14 protein-coding genes are annotated in these 18726 nt (G+C 71.5%); 8 read left to right on the top strand and 6 right to left on the bottom strand.

Going from position 1 to position 18726, the window contains the following annotated elements; translation table 11 throughout:
* Positions 1-11 precede the first annotated feature (11 nt).
* From KUM49_RS30930 to KUM49_RS30915, 4 genes are read right to left on the bottom strand one after another with little or no spacing between them, the layout of a single operon-like run.
* Positions 12-1190, bottom strand: a complete 1179-nt coding sequence (locus tag KUM49_RS30930) for an ATP-grasp domain-containing protein (protein ID WP_217240268.1) — start codon at positions 1188-1190, stop codon at positions 12-14.
* On the bottom strand, positions 1183-2394 hold the full coding sequence (locus KUM49_RS30925) for an MFS transporter (protein ID WP_217240267.1): 1212 nt from the start codon (positions 2392-2394) through the stop codon (positions 1183-1185). The genes KUM49_RS30930 and KUM49_RS30925 overlap by 8 nt, the downstream gene beginning before the upstream one ends.
* Positions 2391-3608, bottom strand: coding sequence for an acetyl-CoA carboxylase biotin carboxylase subunit family protein (locus tag KUM49_RS30920; RefSeq protein ID WP_217240266.1), 1218 nt, complete (start codon positions 3606-3608; stop codon positions 2391-2393). Before KUM49_RS30920 ends, KUM49_RS30925 begins: the two co-directional genes overlap by 4 nt.
* Positions 3609-3639: 31 nt before the next feature.
* A complete protein-coding gene (locus tag KUM49_RS30915; RefSeq protein ID WP_217240265.1) occupies positions 3640-4680 on the bottom strand; it encodes a pyridoxal-phosphate dependent enzyme in 1041 nt (346 codons plus the stop codon).
* A gap of 137 nt (positions 4681-4817) precedes the next feature.
* On the opposite strand from KUM49_RS30915, the gene KUM49_RS30910 reads away from it, so the two are divergent.
* From KUM49_RS30910 to KUM49_RS30895, 4 genes are all read left to right on the top strand, one after another.
* Positions 4818-6575, top strand: coding sequence for a non-ribosomal peptide synthetase (locus tag KUM49_RS30910; protein ID WP_217240264.1), 1758 nt, complete (start codon positions 4818-4820; stop codon positions 6573-6575).
* A gap of 11 nt (positions 6576-6586) precedes the next feature.
* Positions 6587-7333 (top strand): thioesterase II family protein, encoded by a 747-nt coding sequence (locus KUM49_RS30905; protein WP_217240263.1) that lies wholly within the window; start codon positions 6587-6589, stop codon positions 7331-7333.
* Positions 7330-8580 (top strand): cytochrome P450, encoded by a 1251-nt coding sequence (locus KUM49_RS30900; protein ID WP_308406816.1) that lies wholly within the window; start codon positions 7330-7332, stop codon positions 8578-8580. The genes KUM49_RS30905 and KUM49_RS30900 overlap by 4 nt, the downstream gene beginning before the upstream one ends.
* A gap of 154 nt (positions 8581-8734) precedes the next feature.
* Positions 8735-8881 (top strand): hypothetical protein, encoded by a 147-nt coding sequence (locus KUM49_RS30895; RefSeq protein ID WP_217240262.1) that lies wholly within the window; start codon positions 8735-8737, stop codon positions 8879-8881.
* A 5-nt stretch (positions 8882-8886) separates the two neighbouring features.
* On the opposite strand, the gene KUM49_RS30890 is transcribed toward KUM49_RS30895, so the two are convergent.
* The gene (locus tag KUM49_RS30890) at positions 8887-11922 is read right to left on the bottom strand and encodes a BTAD domain-containing putative transcriptional regulator (RefSeq protein ID WP_308406815.1); all 3036 of its coding nucleotides are present in this window, start codon (positions 11920-11922) and stop codon (positions 8887-8889) included.
* Between the two features lie 290 nt (positions 11923-12212).
* Positions 12213-12812: a TetR/AcrR family transcriptional regulator gene (locus KUM49_RS30885; RefSeq protein ID WP_217240260.1), complete on the bottom strand. Its 600-nt coding sequence runs from the start codon at positions 12810-12812 to the stop codon at positions 12213-12215.
* 95 nt (positions 12813-12907) lie between these two features.
* Between KUM49_RS30885 and KUM49_RS30880 the strand changes: the two genes are divergently transcribed.
* The 4 genes from KUM49_RS30880 to KUM49_RS30865 are packed head-to-tail and all read left to right on the top strand — an operon-like array spanning position 12908 to position 18722.
* A complete protein-coding gene (locus tag KUM49_RS30880) occupies positions 12908-14560 on the top strand; it encodes a carboxyl transferase domain-containing protein (protein WP_254402043.1) in 1653 nt (550 codons plus the stop codon).
* Positions 14561-14574: 14 nt separating this feature from the next.
* Entirely contained in the window at positions 14575-16602 is a 2028-nt protein-coding gene (locus KUM49_RS30875; RefSeq protein WP_217240258.1) for an acetyl/propionyl/methylcrotonyl-CoA carboxylase subunit alpha, read from the top strand.
* Positions 16599-17555, top strand: a complete 957-nt coding sequence (locus tag KUM49_RS30870) for a hydroxymethylglutaryl-CoA lyase (protein WP_217240257.1) — start codon at positions 16599-16601, stop codon at positions 17553-17555. Before KUM49_RS30875 ends, KUM49_RS30870 begins: the two co-directional genes overlap by 4 nt.
* Positions 17556-17561: 6 nt before the next feature.
* Positions 17562-18722, top strand: coding sequence for an acyl-CoA dehydrogenase family protein (locus KUM49_RS30865; RefSeq protein ID WP_217240256.1), 1161 nt, complete (start codon positions 17562-17564; stop codon positions 18720-18722).
* Positions 18723-18726: the final 4 nt, after the last annotated feature.

The raw sequence follows: 18726 nt of genomic DNA, 5'->3' as shown, positions 1-18726 counted from the left end.
GTAGGGGCTGTTCAGGCCTTCGCGGTGAGCGTGCGCACCGCGCGGGCCAGGTTGGTCTCGAGCTCGTCGCGGGTGTTGCCGGTGGCGACGACGAAGCCGTGCCGGTCGGCCGACCTGCGGACCTCCGGCGGCTGCTCGCCGGCCGCGACGGTGATGGCCGTCTCGGCGACGCCCGGCAGCGAGGCGACGAGTTCGGTGCTGATGCCCGGCATCGGGACCGTGCGGTCGTAGGTGACGTAGCGGATGCCGGCGACCTGCTTCCGGGTGGCCGCGGCGGGTGTCGGCAGGCCGAAGACGGCGGTCATCATCTGCGCGAACACGTCCTCGCCGAGGGCGAGGACCAGCAGATCGCTGATCCGGTCGCCGCCGGGGCGGCCGTGGGACTCGATGAGGCGCGGGCCGGCCTCGGTGAGCATGACCTCGGTGTGCGAGGGGCCGTAGCGGTAGCCGATCGCGTCCAGCATCCCGGTGACGAGGTCGGTGATCGCGGCCTCGGACGCGGGATCGAGCCTCACCGGCAGGGTGTGGCCGGTCTCGACGAAGTGCGGGGCGCCGGTGGTGGTCTTCTCCGTGATCGCCAGGATGCGGTGCCCCTCCAAGGAGCTGACCGCCTCCACGCTGTACTCGGCGCCGACCAGGAACTCCTCCACGATGTGCGGGGTGTCGAAGCTCAGGGCGGCGAGGTACCGCTCCGTCTCCTCCCGGTCCGCCAGGTACCGCACACCCGAACTCCCGGTGCCGTCCACCGGCTTGACCACACAGGGGAAGCCGATCCGCTCGACGGCGGGGCGCAGCTCCTCCTCGGTCGCGCAGGTCACGTGCGCGACCGGGGCGCCGGCGCGATCGCCGACCTCGGCCCGCAGCCTCGCCTTGTCCTTGAACGCGGCGAGTGCCTCGGGCGGGTTCCCGGGCCAGCCCAGGCGCTCGTTGACCACCGCCGAGGTCGCACAGCCCAGCTCTCCGAAGCCGAAGCAGCTGACGGGCGCGGGCAGGTCGAGGGCGCGCAGTTGCTCGACGAGCTGGTCTACGTCGGTGATCCACGGGCTGCGGAGGACCGGCTCGGGGGCGTTGCCGGGCAGCGGTGCCTCCGGGTCGCCGACGACGATCACCGAGAAGCCGAGTTTCTGGGCGGCGGTGACGACCAGATCGCGGGGGTTGAGCAGGACGGCTGTCGGCCGGGTGTCAGGCATGCTGCGTGTGCACCTTCGGTAGGAGGAATGAGGTGGCTGCGGCGGCGAGGGAGAAGAGGACGAGCACCAGCCAGACGCCCGTGCCGCCGTGCAGTGTCTGGAGGAGGTAGCCGCCCATGCTGGATCCGAGGAGGCTGCCGACGGCACCGGCGGCGCTCATGGTGCCGAGGGCGAGTCCGGTGCGGCGGACGGAGCTGACCTTGACGGCCTGCTCGTCGAGGCTCGGGGCGATCAGCATCTCGGCGACGGTGACCGGCAGGACGAAGGCGAGCAGGGAGTACCAGCCGGCGAGCGGGATGAACACGGCGTAGGCGCAGGCGAACGCGACGAAGCCGACGACGAGCAGGGTGCGGGTGGCGGCCTTGCCGAACACGTGGTGCAGCAGCGTGTACTGGAACAGCACGCACAGCACTCCGTTGAGGGTGAAGACGACCGAGATCGCCTCGGTGCTCCCGGTCAGTTCCCTGGCGGTGATGGGCAGCAGCACGTTGAGCTGGCTGTAGATGGCCCAGAACGCGGCGCCGACCAGGCACAGCGGCACCCACCGCCAGCGCTCCCACCGCGGCGGGCCGTCATCAGGCGGGCCGCCGGCCGCCGGGCCGTTCTTCGCCGCCTCGGTGGCGGCCGGCGGCCCGGGGAGCGCCCGCGCCGCCGGGCGGAGCGTCAGCCGTATGCCGAGGAGCAGGTGCGACAGCACGCAGGCGGCGAGGATGTAGGAGAAACCGAGCGGGTAGACCACCGCGCCGAGCGCCGGTCCGGCGACCACGCCGATGTTCACGAAGGTCGAGCGCAGCGCCAGCATCTCGCGCGGCTGGACACTGTCCTCCCGCACCAGCAGCGTCTTGATGGACAGCCCCAGCAGGGAGCCGCCGACACCGATGGCCGCGATACCGGCGACCAGCGGCACCATCCGGCCGCCGTCGCCGAGCGCGAGCAGCAGATAGCCGACGATTCGCAGCGCGAACCCGCTGGTCAGCACCACGCGGGTGCCCAGCCGGTCCACGATCAGCCCGCACACGAGGGAGAAACCCTGGCTGCAGAAGGCGAGCAGGCCCACGAGGAAGCCGACCCGCCCCGCCGGAAGGCCCTCGGCGGTGAAGTGGATGGCCAGCAGCGGCAGGAACATGAACGTCGTGAGGCCGGTGACGAGCACGGCCACCAGCAGCGCCCGCCCGTTCGCCGACGTCCGGCGCCAGGTCTTCATGACGCGCGGGCTTCTTCCGCGGCTTCCGCATCTTTTGCGGCGTCCGCTTCTTCCAGGTTCTCCATCAGCCAGGTCTCCGCCTGGAGCAGCCGCTCCTCGACCTCGGCGAGATCACGGCCGCCGACGATGACGAAGCAGAGGAACGAGGTGCTGTTCTGCGCGACGGCACCGGGGGCCAGCTTCTCGTTGACCTCGTAGTGCCGCACCCACGCGAACGGGGGCCGGCGCGGCGCGCGTACGGGGCGGCCCTGCGGCAGGATCGAGATCGAGCCGTGCACCTCGGCGGGCGGAGCGGCCGGGGGCGGGTCGACGGGCAGGCCGCAGGACTGGCGCAGCCAGCTGGCGTGCAGGTCCACGCCGTAGGTGAGGCGGGTGAGGGCGGGGATGCGGTCGCCGCCGACACGGGAGGCGATCTCGCACAGCACCAGTTCGTCCTCGGGGGTGTGGAACACCTCCAGGTGGTAGGCGCTGATCTCGGGGACCTCGAACGCCTCCAGGACGCGGTCGAGGAACTCCTCCAGGCGTCCGGCGAACTTCTCCTCGGGGTGCAGCTGGATCGAGCCGTTGTTCTCGCCGGAGAAGACGCCGAGGCAGCTGCGCACATAGCGGGAGGAGGCGACGAACCGGTAGCCGGGGGCCAGCACCGCGTCGACGTGGTACATCCGTCCCTCGACGAAGTCCTCGACCATCAGGTCCTCGCGCCAGTGCCGGCGGCTGAACTCCATCAGGTCGTCCTCGCCGCGCAGCACCGAGATGTCGCGGGAGCCGCCCTGCTTCACCGGCTTGACCACGACCGGGTACGCGTGGGCCGCGATGAAGCCGGTGAGGTCGGTGATCGTCTCCAGCCGGGCGAAGGCGGCCGTCGGGACGGTACGGCTCGCGACCTCCTTCATCACGACCTTGTCGCGGAAGGACAGCGCGCTCGCCGCGGACTGGCCGGGAATGCCGAGGTCCTCGCGGATGCGGGCGACCCGTTCCAGGTCGTACTCGTTGTCCGTGATGAGGTGGGTGAACGGTTTCTCCGCGGCGAGCTGCCTGATCCGCAGTTCCGGGTAGGGGACGAATTCGCAGTCGGGTACGTGTTCGTAGCGGGCGAAGGCGTCGGTGTTGTGCAGCTCGTTGTGGGTGAACACGTGGAGGGTGTCCGCCAGTTCCGGCAGCATGGCGGCGTAGTCGCTCTTCGGGCCGTAGTTGATGACGGCGACACGGGTCATGGGAGTGGCCTCACAGTGGGATTCCGGGACATCAGGTCTGCAGCGCGAAGACGGGCAGGTCGTCCTGGACGTCGTACGGGCGGCGGGCCCAGTTCATGGCGCACCAGGGGCCGGTCATGTCGGCGAGATCGGTGATGATCTCGGGGCGGTACGCGGGGTCGTCCTCGACGGGGCCGTCGGGCGGGAAGACGCGGTCGACGTAGCGGTGTCCCGGGTCGGCGGCCAGGAACACGACGGGGCCGCTGTCGGGTTCGGTCGCGCGGATGTGGTTGGCGACCTGCCAGCCCGCGCCGGCGGAGAGGCCGGCGAAGACGCCCGTGGTGGCCAGCAGCCGGCGGCAGCCGGCGGCGGAGACGTCGAAGTTGATCCAGTGGATGTCGTCGTAGGCGCGGTAGTCGATGTTGCCGAACCGGATGCCGCTGCCGATGCCGGCGATGATGAACCCGTCGAGCGGGATGGTCTCCGAGCCGAACGAGCGGCTGCCGAAGGGCTGGATGCCGACCACCCGCGCGTCGCAGCCGGCCTCCCGCAGGTAGCGGCCCATCGCGCTGGTCGACGCGCCCGTGCCGACCCCTCCCACCAGGGTGACCCCGGCCGAACCGAGCTCCTTGACCACGGTGTTCGCGACGCTCTCGTAGCCGATGTAGTGCACGTCGTCGTGGTACTGCTGCATCCAGTACGCGTCCGGGTTGTCCTTCATGTAGGCGTGGACGAGCCGGACCCGGGTCTCCTGGTCGTGCTGGAGGCCGTCGTCGCCGGAGGACGGGACCTGGGTGTAGGTCGCCCCCAGGTACTTGAGCTGGGTTCTGATGGCCGCGTCGACCGCCACGGAGGCGAAGATGTGACACTTCAGGCCCAGTTCGCGGCAGACCAGCGCGAGGGCGTGGCCGTAGATGCCGCTGGAGCTGTCGACCAGCGTCTGGCCCGGGCGGATGACCTTGCGGTCGAGCAGGTCCTTGACCGCGGCCCGGACGGAGGTGACCTTCATGACCTCGAAGCGGACCACGTAGATCCCGTTGCCCAGGTCTATGAGATCCGGTTCTGACAGTTTCTCGGCGAATGAGGAGTACACCGCGTCCCTTTCCCATGACTGCGAATGCCGGTCGTCGACAGTCGAAAGGTAGGAGGACGGGATCCCGGGGCATTCCCGATCCGTTCCCGGACCGTGCCGGGAAGATTTCCGGAATGAGGTGCGGAGGATCTTCGTCCATGACGAGACTTCAGCTTCGCGGAATGCCCGACGAGCTCCATCTGCCCCCTCCCGGACCACGCGTCTGCGACGCGGTCATGGAGCGGGCGGGGCAGCACCCCGACCGTCCCGCCGTGATCTGCGGGGACGACACCCTTTCGTACGGCGAACTCGCCGCGGCGGCTTTGCCGCTGGCCCGGGAGCTGAGCACGGACGGCCGGTACGCCGGCTCCCGCCGGATCGGGATCCGCTCGCACCGGACGGTCTCCACGGTCGCCCTCGCGCTGGGCGTCTCGCTGTCCGGCCGGTCCTTCGTGTTCCTGAACCCCGAGGCTCCGGACGGTGTCGCCCGGCACATCCGGTCCTCGTCGGGGGTGTCGGTGGTCCTCGATCCGCGGACCGGGGAGCGGGTGACGTATCCCCGTGCGGACGCGGAGCCGGCCGCGGCCCCCGCACCGGAGGACGAGGCGTACGTGCTCTACACCTCGGGCACGAGCGGCAGGCCCAAGGGCGTCTCGGTCTCCCACGACAACCTGGCCGCCTCCAACGCCGCGCGGCTCACCGTGTACGACGGGTTCGGCACCCCAGTGTTCCTGCTGCTGTCGCCGTTCCACTTCGACTCGTCGGTGGCCGGGATCTGGGGCACCCTGGCGGCCGGCGGCACGCTCGTCGTGGCCGGGGAGGACGAGCGGCGCAATCCGCGGGCGCTCGTCGGGCTGGTCGCCCGGCACGGCGTGACGCACACCCTGACGGTGCCGAGCTTCTACACCGAACTCCTGCACACGGTGCGGGAGGACGACCGGCTCGCCGGGGACCTGGCCTCGCTGCGGCTGGTGATCTGCGCGGGCGAGTCGCTGACCCGTGGTGTCATCGACCAGCACTTCGCGCTGCTGCCCGCGGTCAGCCTCGGCAACGAGTACGGGCCGACCGAGTGCACCGTCTGGTCCACCTGCCGCGTCTACGACAAGCCCGCCGAGCCCACCATCGGCTTCCCGGTACCGGGCACCGCCGTCCACCTCCTCGACGGCCACCTGCGTGAGGTCCCGCCGGGCGAGGTCGGTCAGATCGCCGTCTCCGGCGTCGGCGTGACCCGGGGTTACGTCGGCGACGAGGCGGAGACGAGGGCCAGGTTCGTCGAGGTGGAGGCCGAGGCCGGGCGGACCGTACGGGTCTATCTCACCGGCGACCTCGGACGCTGGTCGGACCGGGGCGGGCTGGAGTTCGTGGGGCGGCTCGACAACGAGGTCAAGATCCGCGGGGTGCGCGTGCACCTGGAGACGATCGAGGAGGCGCTGGCCGCGCATCCCGGCGTCCAGTCCGCCGCGGTCGCCTACGACACCGGGACGTCGGTCTGCTACGCCTTCGCCGTCAAGGAGCCCGGCGCCGAGGTCGACGCGGCGTCGGTACGCCGGTTCGTCACCGAGGCGCTCGGCGCCGCCGTCGTCCCCGACCGGATCCTGTTCGCCGACACCCTGCCGCGCTCCGCGCACGACAAGATCGACCGGGCCGCGCTGCTGGCCTCGGTGCGCACCGCCGTACCGAAGTCGACCGCGGGGGACGGCCTCGCCGATCAGGTCGCGCAGGCCTGGGAGCAGATCCTCGGAGTCCCGGTGCGGCAGGGCGAGACCGGCACCTTCTTCGATCTCGGCGGCAACTCGCTGACCGTGCTCAAGCTGTCTCGCGCCCTCGGGAAGATCGTCGGGCGGCCCGTCGGGGTGAAGCAGGTGTACCGCTGCGGCACGATCCCCCAGCAGGTGGACCTGCTGACCCGGTCGTGAGGGGGCACTCCTTGCCGTCGGTCACCTCCCTCGGCCCGATACGACGGTTCGGCTCCGCCGACGGCTCGCTCCCGGCCGTGCTGTGTTTCCCGCACGCCGGCGGCTGCGCGTCGTTCTTCCGGTCCTGGCAGTCGCTGCTGCCCGCGGCCCGGGTGCACGCCGTGCAGTACCCGGGGCGGGAGGACCGCGTCCTGGACGAGTCGCCGGCCCGGCTGCGCGACCTCGCCGAGGCCGTGGCCGGTCAGATCCTCGCGGGTTCCGAGCGGTACTCCGTGCTGTTCGGGCACAGCATGGGCGCGTACGTCGCCTTCGAGGTCGCGCACTGTCTGCGCGAGGCCGGAGCAGGCGTACCGACGCTGGTGGTCTCGTCCGCAGCGGCGCCCGCACTGCGGCCACCCGTCCCCTTCGAGGACTCCGCGGACGTACTGCGGTATCTCGAACGCTACGAGCCGGTGAGCCCGGAGATCCGGCAGGACGAGGAACTGCTCGAACTGATCCTCGACTACATCAAGGACGACCTGCGTCTCGTCGCCCGGTACCGGGAGCATGCCGGCAAGCGGATCGACGCCCGGCTGGTGGCCGTGGTCGGCGAGGACGACATCCCGGAGATCCGGTCCCACACCGGGCAGTGGCGGGACCACACGGAAGGCGCGTTCGTCCCGGTGGTCACGCCGGGCGGGCACTTCTACCTGCGCAACGATCCGCCCACCGGGCTGATCGCCGCCGAGCTCGCTCGTTCCTGGGGGAAAGCACTGTGATCGACACAAGCACCGTGATCGACGGCATCCATGCCGTCCATGGCGTCCACGACGTCCACGACATCGGCCGGCTCGTCGACGGGGAGACCTACCGGCACGGCAACCCGTTCGGGCTGTGGCGCTGGATGCGGGAGAACGAGCCGGTGGTCCGCCACGAGCCGGGCGTCTTCCCCGCGTTCTGGTCGCTCACCCGGTTCGACGAGGTGAAGGAGGTGCTGCGGGACGCCGAGACCTTCAGCTCCTCCTCCGGCATCCTGCTGCGCCCGCTGGCCCAGGGCGAGGACCCCGGCAGCAACCGGACCCTGGCCCTGTCCGACCCCCCGCGTCACCAGCTGCTGCGCGGCGCCGTCGCGGGCTGGTTCGCGCCCAGGAACCTGCGGCGGCTGTCGGACTCCCTGGACTCGGCGGCGTACTCGATCGTCCGGTCGGCCGTCGCGGCCTCGCGGATCGACTTCGTCGGCGATGTCGCCGCGAAGCTGCCGATCGAGGTCGTCTGCTCGTTCCTGGGCGTTCCCGACGAGGACCGGCCGTCCCTCGTCCAGTGGTCGACGGACGCGTTCTGCGCCGGCACCGCCGAGGACCGCAGCATCGCCCACCTGGAAATCCTCGACTACTTCGGCGACCTGGTGGAGCGGCGGCGGGCCACGCCGGGCGAGGACCTGGTCAGCGTTCTCGCCGGCCTGACCCACCAGGGCGAGCACCTGCCCGTCGACGAGGTCGTCCTCAACTGCGACAACCTGCTCGTCGGCGGGACCGAGAACGTCCGGCTCGCCATGTCCGGCGGGATGCTCGCGCTGCTGGAGCACCCGGAGCAGTGGGCGCTGCTGCGCGACGACTTCGACACCGTGGTGAACACCGCGATCGACGAGATCCTGCGGTGGACGTCGAGCGCCACGCACATCATGCGCCGGGCGACCCGGGACGTGGAGCTGGGCGGGCGGCTGATCCGGCGGGGCGAGCTGGTGGTGTGCTGGCTGACGTCCGCGAACCGCGACCCGGCGCACTTCCCCGACCCCGACGTCTTCGACGTCCGCCGCGGCCCCAACCGGCACCTCGCCCTGGGCGCCGGCCCGCACTACTGCGTGGGCACCCAGCTGGCGAAGCTGGAGATCCGGGCCGTGCTGCGGGAGTTCTTCGCCCAGGTCGGCGACGCGGCCGTCGACGGCGAACCCGAGTACCTGGACTCCATCGTGGTGAACGGCCTGCGCGCGCTCCCGCTGCGGCTGACACCGCGCCGAACCGAATGAGAGACGAGATTCCGTTTTCCCGGTACCGGTCCTTTCCCCGGACCGGCCCTTTCCCCGGTACCGGTCCGGGAATCGATCGGGAACGGGCGCCGTGAGTATCCACACCACCGAAGGAAAACAGGGACGAAAGTCCACAGCACAAAGGTGGAACAAGATGCTCAGCAAGCTCGCCACGGTCGTGGGAATTCTCGCGCTGGCCGTCACCGTCGGGTTCGGATCCGCCGCCCCGGCCGCCGCGCACCCCGCATTCGAACTGGGCGTCCTGGACAACGGAACCGGACCCGGAAGCGCCGGTTCCTGACCGGGTCAGACCGTGGACGAGCGCTTTACAGGGACCTCCATTCCCTGGAAAAGGTCGTGTGCCCGCGTCCGGTGAAGCGCGGACTCCTGGAACTCGCCCATGCCCTTGAGGACCTCCGCCATTCCGTCCAGGGCGTGGGCGATTTCTATGCGGTACTCGACGGTCACCGCGTGCCGGTGCGCGCTCGCGTGCAGTTCCAGCGCCAACGGGAGATCGCCACGCCGGCGGTGGAAGCGCCCGAGAAGGTTCTCCACGGTCGCGTTCCGGGTGGCGGTTCCCTTGGACTGGATCATCCGCAGCGCCTCGGCCGCGTACTCCGTCGCCCGCTCCACCGCGCCGAGCCGTTCACTCGCCTCCGCGGCGAGCGCGAAGGTGAGGGCCAGGTTCTCCGGCATCCGGGACTCGTCGCCCAGCTCCAGCGCCCGCTCCAGGCTGACGAGGGCCGCGGCATGCTGCCCCGTGCCCAGCCGGGCCGTCGCCAGGTCGGTCAGGGCGATGATCTCCTCGCCGCGGGCCTCGGCGCCCTGGCAGAGGAACACCGCGCGTTCGGCCGCCGCCGCCGCGTCCTCGTACCGGCCGAACCAGGCGTACACCGAGCTCAGGTTGCACCAGGCGTAGGCCCGCTGGCGGCCGTCGGGCAGGTCCTCGTGCAGGTCGACGGCCTGCTCCAGGTAGCGCCGGGCCTGCGCGAGATGGCCGAGGCAGCTGTGCAGGAGCCCCAGCATGTCGAGGCAGACGGCCTCGCCGCCGCGGTCACCGAGACGCCGGGTGACGTCGAGAGCCTCCGTGGCGGCCGTGATCCCCTCCCGGAACCGGCCGAGCTTCCACAGCACGGCCGCCAGGTTCGTCAGGCTCAGGCGCAGGGTGCGGGGCGCGCCGAGCCTGCGGGCCGCGGACACCGCGACGCCCGCGGCCCGCCGGTACTCCTCCAGATAGCTGCGCGAGTTCAGATGGAAGATCAGGTTCCGGGCCAGGTGGACGGCATGGTGGTGGAATTCCTCCTGTTCCGCGCGCTCGACGGCGGCGAGCAGCGTGACGTGTTCCCGGTCGAACAGCCCTTCCGCCTGGGCCGCGGTGGTGATCGCGGGCAGCTGGGCCGCCGCCGGGGCGCCGGACCGCTCACCGATCGGGGCCCGTCCCGGATAGAGGGTGCGGCAGGCTTTCTCGGTCACCGACAGGTAGTAGTCGAGCAGCCGCCCGAAGGCGGCCCGCTCCTCCTGGGGGCGCTGGCCCTGCAACCGCCGGGCGAAGCTGCGCACCAGGTCGTGGAACGCGTACCGGCCGATCTCGTACTGCTCGACCAGATGCATGTCCAGGAGGTGTTCCAGCACCTCCTCGGCCTCGCGCACACCGGTGCCGAGCAGCGCCGCGGCCGAGTGGGCGTCGGTCTCGGTACCCGGGTGCAGGCCCAGCAGCCGGAAGGCGTCGCGCCGTTCGTCGTCCAGTGCCTGGTACGACAGCTGAAGCGTCGCCTCGACACTGTGGTCACCGGACTTCAGCTCGTCCAGCCGCCGGGCCTCGTCGCCCAGCCGGTCGACGAGGTGCCGCACGGTCCAGCGCGGCCGGCTGCGCAGCCGGGCGGTGGCGACGCGCAGGGCGAGCGGCAGCCGGCCGCACAGCGCGCTCAGCTCCGCCACGGCCTCCGGCTCGCCCGCCGCGCGGTCCTCGCCGAGCGCCAGTTTGATCAGCTCCAGGCTGTCCGACGGCGACATCATCCCGATGGACAGCCAGTCGGCGCCGTCCAGCCCGACCATGTGGTTCCGGCTCGCGACCAGGACCAGGCAGCCCGTCGACGCGGGTATCAGCGGCCGGACCTGCGCGGCGTCCAGGGCGTTGTCCAGGACCAGCAGCACCCTGCGCCTGGCGAGGGTGGCCCGCCACAGGGCGACCCGGCCGTCCACGTCGTCGGGGATCCGCTCGCTCGGCACGCCCAGGGTGCGCAGCAGCGCGCCGATGACGACGGCCGGCCGGCGGGGTTCCTCGCCGGGGGTGAAACCGCGCAGGTCGACGTAGATCTGCCCGTCCGGATAGCGGTCGGCGAGGCGGTGTGCGGCGCGTACGGCCAGGGAGGTCTTGCCGCTGCCGCCCATGCCGTCGATGGCGACGATGCGGACGGTACCGCCGTCGGTCAGCTCCGCGGACTCCAGCAGCCTGCGCAGTTCGCGGTCCCGGCCGGCGAAGTCCATCAGGTCGTGCGGCAGCGTGCACGGCGCCATGCCCTGCGGTGCCGCCGGCCGGTGCGCGGCGGCCTCGGTCTCCTCCTGCCCCAGGGCGCCCGGCGCCACCGCGGCCAGTTCGGGGCTGTCGCGCAGGATCGCCTCGTACAGACGGGTCAGCTGCGGGCTGGGGTCGATGCCGAGCTCCTCGACGAGGAGGTCGCGGACCCGGCCGAACTCCTCCAGGGCCTCGGCCTGCCGCCCCGAGCGGTACAGCGCGACCATGAGATGGCCCCGCAGGGTCTCCCACAGCGGGTGCTCGGCGATGAGCTGGCGCAGATCCCCGACGAGCTCCCCCGACTCCCCGAGTGCGAGCCTGAGCTCGACGAGCTGTTCGACGGCGGCCAGCCGGCGCTCCTCCAGCACGGCGGAGGCGGCGGCGATCACCGAGCCTCCGCTGCCGGACATGACCGGGCCCCGCCACAACGCGAGCGCGGCCCGCAGCCTGCCCGCCGCCTCGGCCGTACGGCCGTTCTCCTGTGCCTCGCGCGCCTGTCGCAGCCGGAGCGAGAACTGGCTGAGGTCCAGGTTCGCGGGGTCGACGTCCAGGCGGTACCCCGGACCTTCGGTGACGAGCAGCGAGCCGCCGTCCGGCATGCGCTGGCGCAGGTCGGCGATCGCCTTGCGCACCTGGTGGGCGGCGGTGCGCGGCGGTTGTTCGCCCCAGGCGGCCTCCACCAGCCGGGAGACGGGGACCATGCGCCCCGGTTCCAGCAGCAGCGTGGTCAGGATCCGCTTGGGAACCGGTCCGCCCAGTTTCAGCCGGATGTCGCCGACCCTGACTTCCAAGGAGCCCAAGACGGCGAAATGAACGTCCCCACCCACGCGATCCTCCCTCACTACCGCCTCCCCCGAGGCCCTGCGTACAGCCGTGCGGCTCAGAGCAGAGTATGCGCTGCGCATTCGGTTGCATACAAAGTGCAACCCTCTCGGAGGATTACGCGCGCCCCCTAGGGGGTGTTTCGAAAGTCCTGTGCGGTGCCCGCGGTGTCCGGTGCGTGCTCTCGGCGTGCCGGACGAAAGCTCTCGTACTGGACGTACTTGGGCTTTTGGCCGGTGCGGCGAGAGTGCGTGCCGGGCGCCGTGGGTGCTGTGCGGGACTTTCGAAACACCCCCTAGGCCACCCCGCCCGCCGCCCCGAACGCCCCCCGTGCCATCCGGTGCAGCAAGCCCGCCGTGACCGCCCGCCCGGGCAGCGCCCCCGGCCTTCCGAGGTGCGGCGTCGAGTTCAGCAGCCCGAACACCGAGTGCACGGCGGACCGCGCCGCCGGTTCACCGAGCGCCGGGTACACCTCCCGCACCACCTCCACCCACAGCTCGACGTACTGCCGCTGGAGCTGCCGTACCAGCTTGCGGTCGCTGTCCCGCAGGCGGTCCAGCTCGCGGTCGTGCAACGTGATGAGTGGGCGGTCGTCGAGGGCGAAGTCGATGTGGCCCTCGATGAGGGAGTCGAGGAGGGCATCGGCACCCACGCCGTCCGCCTCCTGGACGCGTCGCTTCGCTCCGGTCAGGAGCTGCCCGCTGATCCCGACCAGCAGCTCGGCGAGCATCGCGTCCTTGCCGGCGAAGTGACGGTAGAGACCGGGGCCGCTGATGCCGACCGCGGCGCCTATCTCGTCGACACCGACGCCGTGGAAACCGCGTTCGGCGAACAGCCGCGCAGCCTCTTTGAGGATCTGCTCGCGGCGGGTGGGGGCGTCGGTTCTGGTGGCCATGGAAGTAATTCTAGACAGGGAGGTTAGCGGTCGTTAACCTGATGGAAATGGTTAACGCTCATTAACAGTCGATCGCTGGGTGAGGGGACCGCAGGATGCACGAGGCAGCGGAACTGACGAGCGATGGGGGTCCCCCCGCGCGAGTCCTTTCGAGCGTGGGGGAAGATCCCGCGTCGGAGGCCTGGCGGGCCAACGAGAAAGCCCACCTCGCACTCGTCGAGGAGCTGCGCGGCAAGCTGGCCGCGGCCCGGCTGGGCGGTGGTGAGAAGGCGCGGGCACGGCACACCGCGCGCGGGAAACTGCTGCCCCGGGACAGGGTCGACACGCTCCTCGACCCCGGCTCCCCCTTCCTGGAGCTGGCGCCCCTCGCGGCCGACGGGATGTACGAGGGACAGGCCCCGGCCGCCGGTGTCATCGCCGGGATCGGCCGGGTCAGCGGACGCGAGTGCGTGATCGTCGCCAACGACGCCACCGTCAAGGGCGGGACGTACTACCCGATGACGGTGAAGAAGCACCTGCGCGCCCAGGAGGTGGCGCTGGAGAACCGCCTCCCGTGCCTCTACCTCGTGGACTCCGGCGGCGCCTTCCTGCCCATGCAGGACGAGGTGTTCCCCGACCGGGAGCACTTCGGGCGGATCTTCTACAACCAGGCCCGGATGTCGGGGGCGGGGATCCCGCAGATCGCCGCGGTGCTCGGCTCGTGCACGGCCGGCGGGGCGTACGTCCCCGCGATGAGCGACGAGGCCGTGATCGTGCGGAACCAGGGGACCATCTTCCTCGGCGGTCCCCCGCTCGTGAAGGCCGCCACCGGCGAGGTCGTCACCGCCGAGGAGCTCGGCGGCGGAGAGGTGCACGCGCGCGTGTCCGGCGTCACCGACCACCTCGCGGAGGACGACGCGCACGCCCTGCGGATCGTGCGGACCATCGCCGCCACGCTCCCCGGGCGCGGCCCCCTGCCCTGGAAGGTGACCGAGGCGACCGAGCCGAAGGTCGACCCGTACGGGCTGTACGGCGCGGTGCCGGCCGACTCCCGCACCCCCTACGACGTGCGCGAGATCATCGCGCGCGTGGTCGACGGTTCCCGTTTCGCCGAGTTCAAGTCCGAGTTCGGGCAGACCCTCGTCACCGGCTTCGCCCGCGTCCACGGCCACCCGGTCGGGATCGTCGCCAACAACGGCATCCTGTTCTCCGAGTCCGCCCAGAAGGGCGCCCACTTCATCGAGCTGTGCGACCAGCGCGGGATCCCGCTCCTCTTCCTGCAGAACATCTCCGGCTTCATGGTCGGCAAGGACTACGAGGCGGGCGGCATCGCCAAGCACGGCGCCAAGATGGTGACGGCGGTGGCGTGCACGCGCGTGCCGAAGCTGACCGTCGTGGTCGGCGGGTCGTACGGCGCGGGGAACTACTCCATGTGCGGCCGGGCCTACTCCCCCCGCTTCCTGTGGATGTGGCCCAACGCCAAGATCTCGGTCATGGGCGGCGAACAGGCCGCCTCCGTCCTCGCGACCGTCAAGCGCGACCAGTCGGAGACCCGCGGAGAGATGTGGCCCGCGGAGGAGGAAGAGGCCTTCAAGGCACCGATCCGCGCGCAGTACGAGCGCCAGGGCAACGCCTACTACGCCACCGCCCGCCTGTGGGACGACGGGGTCATCGACCCGCTCGACACCCGGCAGGTGCTGGGACTGGCTCTGACCGCTTGTGCGAACGCCCCGCTGGGTGACCCCCAGTTCGGCGTCTTCCGGATGTGAGGGACTTCCACACGATGTTCGACACAGTGCTTGTGGCCAACCGGGGCGAGATCGCCGTCCGCGTCATCCGTACGCTGCGGTCGCTCGGCGTGCGCTCGGTGGCCGTCTTCTCCGACGCGGACGCGGACGCACGGCACGTTCGGGAGGCCGACACGGCCGTACGGATCGGTCCCGCGCCGGCCGCCGAGAGCTATCTGTCCGCCGAGCGGCTGCTGGCGGCGGCCGCCCGCACCGGCGCCCAGGCCGTCCACCCCGGCTACGGCTTCCTCGCCGAGAACGCCGGCTTCGCGCGCGCCTGCGCCGACGCCGGGCTCGTCTTCATCGGGCCGCCGGCCGAGGCGATCGCGCTCATGGGCGACAAGATCCGCGCCAAGGAGACGGTGCGGGCGGCCGGCGTGCCGGTCGTGCCCGGATCCAGCGGCAGCGGACTCACCGACGCCGAACTGGCCGACGCCGCCCACGAGATCGGCATGCCGGTGCTGCTGAAGCCGAGCGCGGGCGGCGGCGGCAAGGGCATGCGGCTGGTGCGCGATGCCGCGGTGCTCGCCGACGAGATCACCGCCGCCCGCCGCGAGGCCCGCGCCTCCTTCGGTGACGACACGCTCCTCGTCGAGCGGTGGGTCGACCGGCCCCGGCACATCGAGATCCAGGTCCTGGCGGACGGCCACGGGCACGTGGTCCATCTCGGCGAGCGCGAGTGCTCCCTCCAGCGCCGCCACCAGAAGATCATCGAGGAGGCGCCCAGCGTGCTCCTCGACGAGGAGACACGCGCGGCGATGGGCGAGGCGGCGGTCCAGGCGGCACGTTCGTGCGGGTACGCGGGCGCGGGCACGGTCGAGTTCATCGTCCCAGGGAACGACCCGTCCTCGTACTACTTCATGGAGATGAACACCCGCCTCCAGGTGGAACACCCGGTCACCGAGCTCGTCACCGGCCTCGACCTGGTGGAGTGGCAACTGCGGGTCGCCGCGGGCGAGCCGCTGCCCTTCGGGCAGAAGGACGTCGAGCTCACCGGGCACGCCGTCGAGGCCCGTATCTGCGCCGAGGACCCCGCGCGCGGGTTCCTCCCCTCCGGCGGCACGCTGCTGAAGCTGAGCGAGCCGCAGGGCGACGGGATCCGCACCGACTCCGGGCTCAGCGAGGGCACCGAGGTCGGCAGCCTGTACGACCCGATGCTGTCCAAGGTGATCGCGTACGGGCCGGACCGGGCGACCGCGCTCAGGAAGCTCCGGGCGGCCCTCGCGGAGACGGTCACGCTCGGCGTGCCGACCAACGCGGGGTTCCTGCGGCGGCTGCTCGCGCACCCGGCGGTGGTGGCGGGCGAGCTGGACACGGGGCTGGTGGAGCGGGAGGCCGAAGGACTCGTCCCGGCCGACGTGCCGCGGGAGGTCTACGCGGCGGCGGCACTGCTGCGCCAGACCGCCCTCGGCGCGGAGGGGACCGCGCAGGGGACCGGCTGGAGCGACCCGTTCTCGGCCACCACCGGCTGGCGCCTGGGCGGGGAACGGGCGTGGACGGCGCACCACCTGCGGGTGGCCGGGCACGACCCGTGCACGGTACGCGTGCGCAGCACGCCGGACGGCGGGACGGAAGTGCTCCTCGAGGGCACAGAGGTACCCCTCCCGGTACGCGGGGGCCCACCCCCGGGCGAGGGCGGCCCGGCCCGCTTCACCGTTCACCTCGACGGCGTCGCCCACACCTTCGCCGCGCTGCCGGACGGCACCTGGCTGGGCCGCGACGGCGACGCCTGGCAGGTGCGCGACCACGACCCGGTCGCCGCCTCCCTCACCCGGGCCGGGCACGCGGGCGCCGACTCGCTGACCGCGCCCATGCCCGGCACGGTCACCGTCGTGAAGGTCGCCGTGGGCGACGAGGTGACCGCCGGGCAGAGCCTGTTGGTCGTCGAGGCGATGAAGATGGAGCACGTCATCTCCGCCCCGCACGCCGGCACGGTCGCCGAACTGGACGTGGCGCCGGGGTCGACGGTCGCCATGGACCAAGTGCTGGCCGTCATCACCCCGGCGGAGGAGGAGACCGCATGAGCACTCCCGAACGGGGCCTGCCCATGGTCGTACCGGCCCCGGGCCTGCCCGCCCGCGTCCGCATCCACGAGGTCGGCGCGCGCGACGGCCTGCAGAACGAGAAGAGCACCGTCCCCACGGAGGTCAAGGCTCAGTTCGTCCGCCGGCTGGCCGACGCGGGCCTGACGACGATCGAGGCGACCAGCTTCGTCCACCCGAAGTGGGTGCCTCAACTGGCCGACGCGGAAAAGCTCTTCCCGCTGGTGAGCGACCTGGAGGTGGCGCTCCCGGTCCTCGTGCCGAACGAACGCGGCCTGGACCGGGCCCTCGCGCTGGGCGCCCGCCGGGTCGCCGTCTTCGCCAGCGCCACCGAGTCCTTCGCCAAGGCCAACCTCAACCGCACGGTCGACGAGGCACTGGCGATGTTCGAGCCGGTGGTGGCGCGGGCGAAGGCACAGGACGTCCATGTCCGCGGCTACCTGTCGATGTGCTTCGGCGACCCGTGGGAGGGCGCGGTGCCGGTCCCGCAGGTCGTCCGGGTCTGCCGGGCCCTCCTCGACATGGGCTGCGACGAGCTGAGCCTGGGCGACACGATCGGCGTGGCGACGCCGGGCCACGTCCTCGCACTGCTCACCGAGCTCACCGAACAGCGGGTCCCCACGGGCACGCTGGGCGTGCACTTCCACGACACGTACGGCCAGGCGCTCGCCAACACCCTGGCGGCGCTCCAGTACGGCGTCACCACGGTCGACGCCTCGGCGGGCGGCCTCGGCGGCTGCCCGTACGCGAAGTCCGCGACCGGCAACCTCGCCACCGAAGACCTCGTGTGGATGCTTCAGGGCCTCGGCATCGACACCGGGGTCGACCTCGACCACCTCGTCGCCACGAGCGCGTGGATGGCCGCACAACTGGGCCGACCCAGCCCTTCTCGTACCGTCCGAGCCTTGTCTCACGAGGACCCCAAGGAGCAGTGACCTGTCATGGACCACCGTCTCTCCCCCGAGCTGGAGGAACTCCGCCGCACGGTAGAGGAGTTCGCGCACGACGTCGTCGCCCCCAAGATCGGCGACTTCTACGAGCGGCACGAGTTCCCGTACGAGATCGTCCGCGAGATGGGCCGCATGGGCCTGTTCGGGCTGCCGTTCCCGGAGGAGTACGGCGGTATGGGCGGCGACTATCTCGCCCTCGGTATCGCGTTGGAGGAACTGGCGCGCGTCGACTCGTCGGTGGCGATCACGCTGGAGGCGGGCGTGTCGCTGGGCGCGATGCCGATCCACCTGTACGGCACGGAGGCGCAGAAGCGGGAATGGCTCCCCCGTCTGTGCACGGGCGAGATGCTCGGCGCGTTCGGCCTCACGGAGCCGGACGGCGGCTCGGACGCGGGCGCGACGCGCACGACGGCCCGCCTGGACGAGGCGACCAACGAGTGGGTGATCAACGGCACCAAGTGCTTCATCACCAACTCGGGCACCGACATCACGGGCCTGGTGACGGTCACGGCGGTCACGGGCCGCAAGCCGGACGGCGGTCCGCGCATCTCCGCGATCATCGTCCCTTCGGGCACCCCGGGCTTCTCGGTCGCGGCGCCGTACTCGAAGGTCGGCTGGAACGCCTCGGACACCCGTGAGCTGTCGTTCTCCGACGTCCGGGTCCCGGCGGCGAACCTGCTGGGCGAGGAGGGCCGGGGTTACGCCCAGTTCCTGCGCATCCTCGACGAGGGCCGGATCGCGATCGCGGCGCTGGCGACGGGCCTCGCCCAGGGCTGCGTGGACGAGTCGGTGAGGTACGCGAAGGAACGCCACGCCTTCGGCCGGCCCATCGGCGCCAACCAGGCCATCCAGTTCAAGATCGCCGACATGGAGATGAAGGCCCACACCGCCCGCCTCGCCTGGCGCGACGCGGCGTCCCGCCTGGTGTCCGGCGACCCCTTCAAGAAGGAGGCCGCCCTGGCGAAGCTCTACTCCTCGACGATCGCGGTGGACAACGCCCGCGACGCCACCCAGATCCACGGCGGCTACGGCTTCATGAACGAGTACCCGGTCGCCCGCATGTGGCGCGACTCCAAGATCCTGGAGATCGGCGAGGGCACGAGCGAGGTCCAGCGCATGCTGATCGCACGGGAGTTGGGCCTGACGGGCTGAGTGC

The organism is Streptomyces sp. AC555_RSS877 (assembly GCF_019049245.1).
GTDB lineage: Bacteria > Actinomycetota > Actinomycetes > Streptomycetales > Streptomycetaceae > Streptomyces.
Note: the sequence above shows the minus strand (reverse complement) of the source record. Positions and strands in the feature narration are given on the sequence as shown.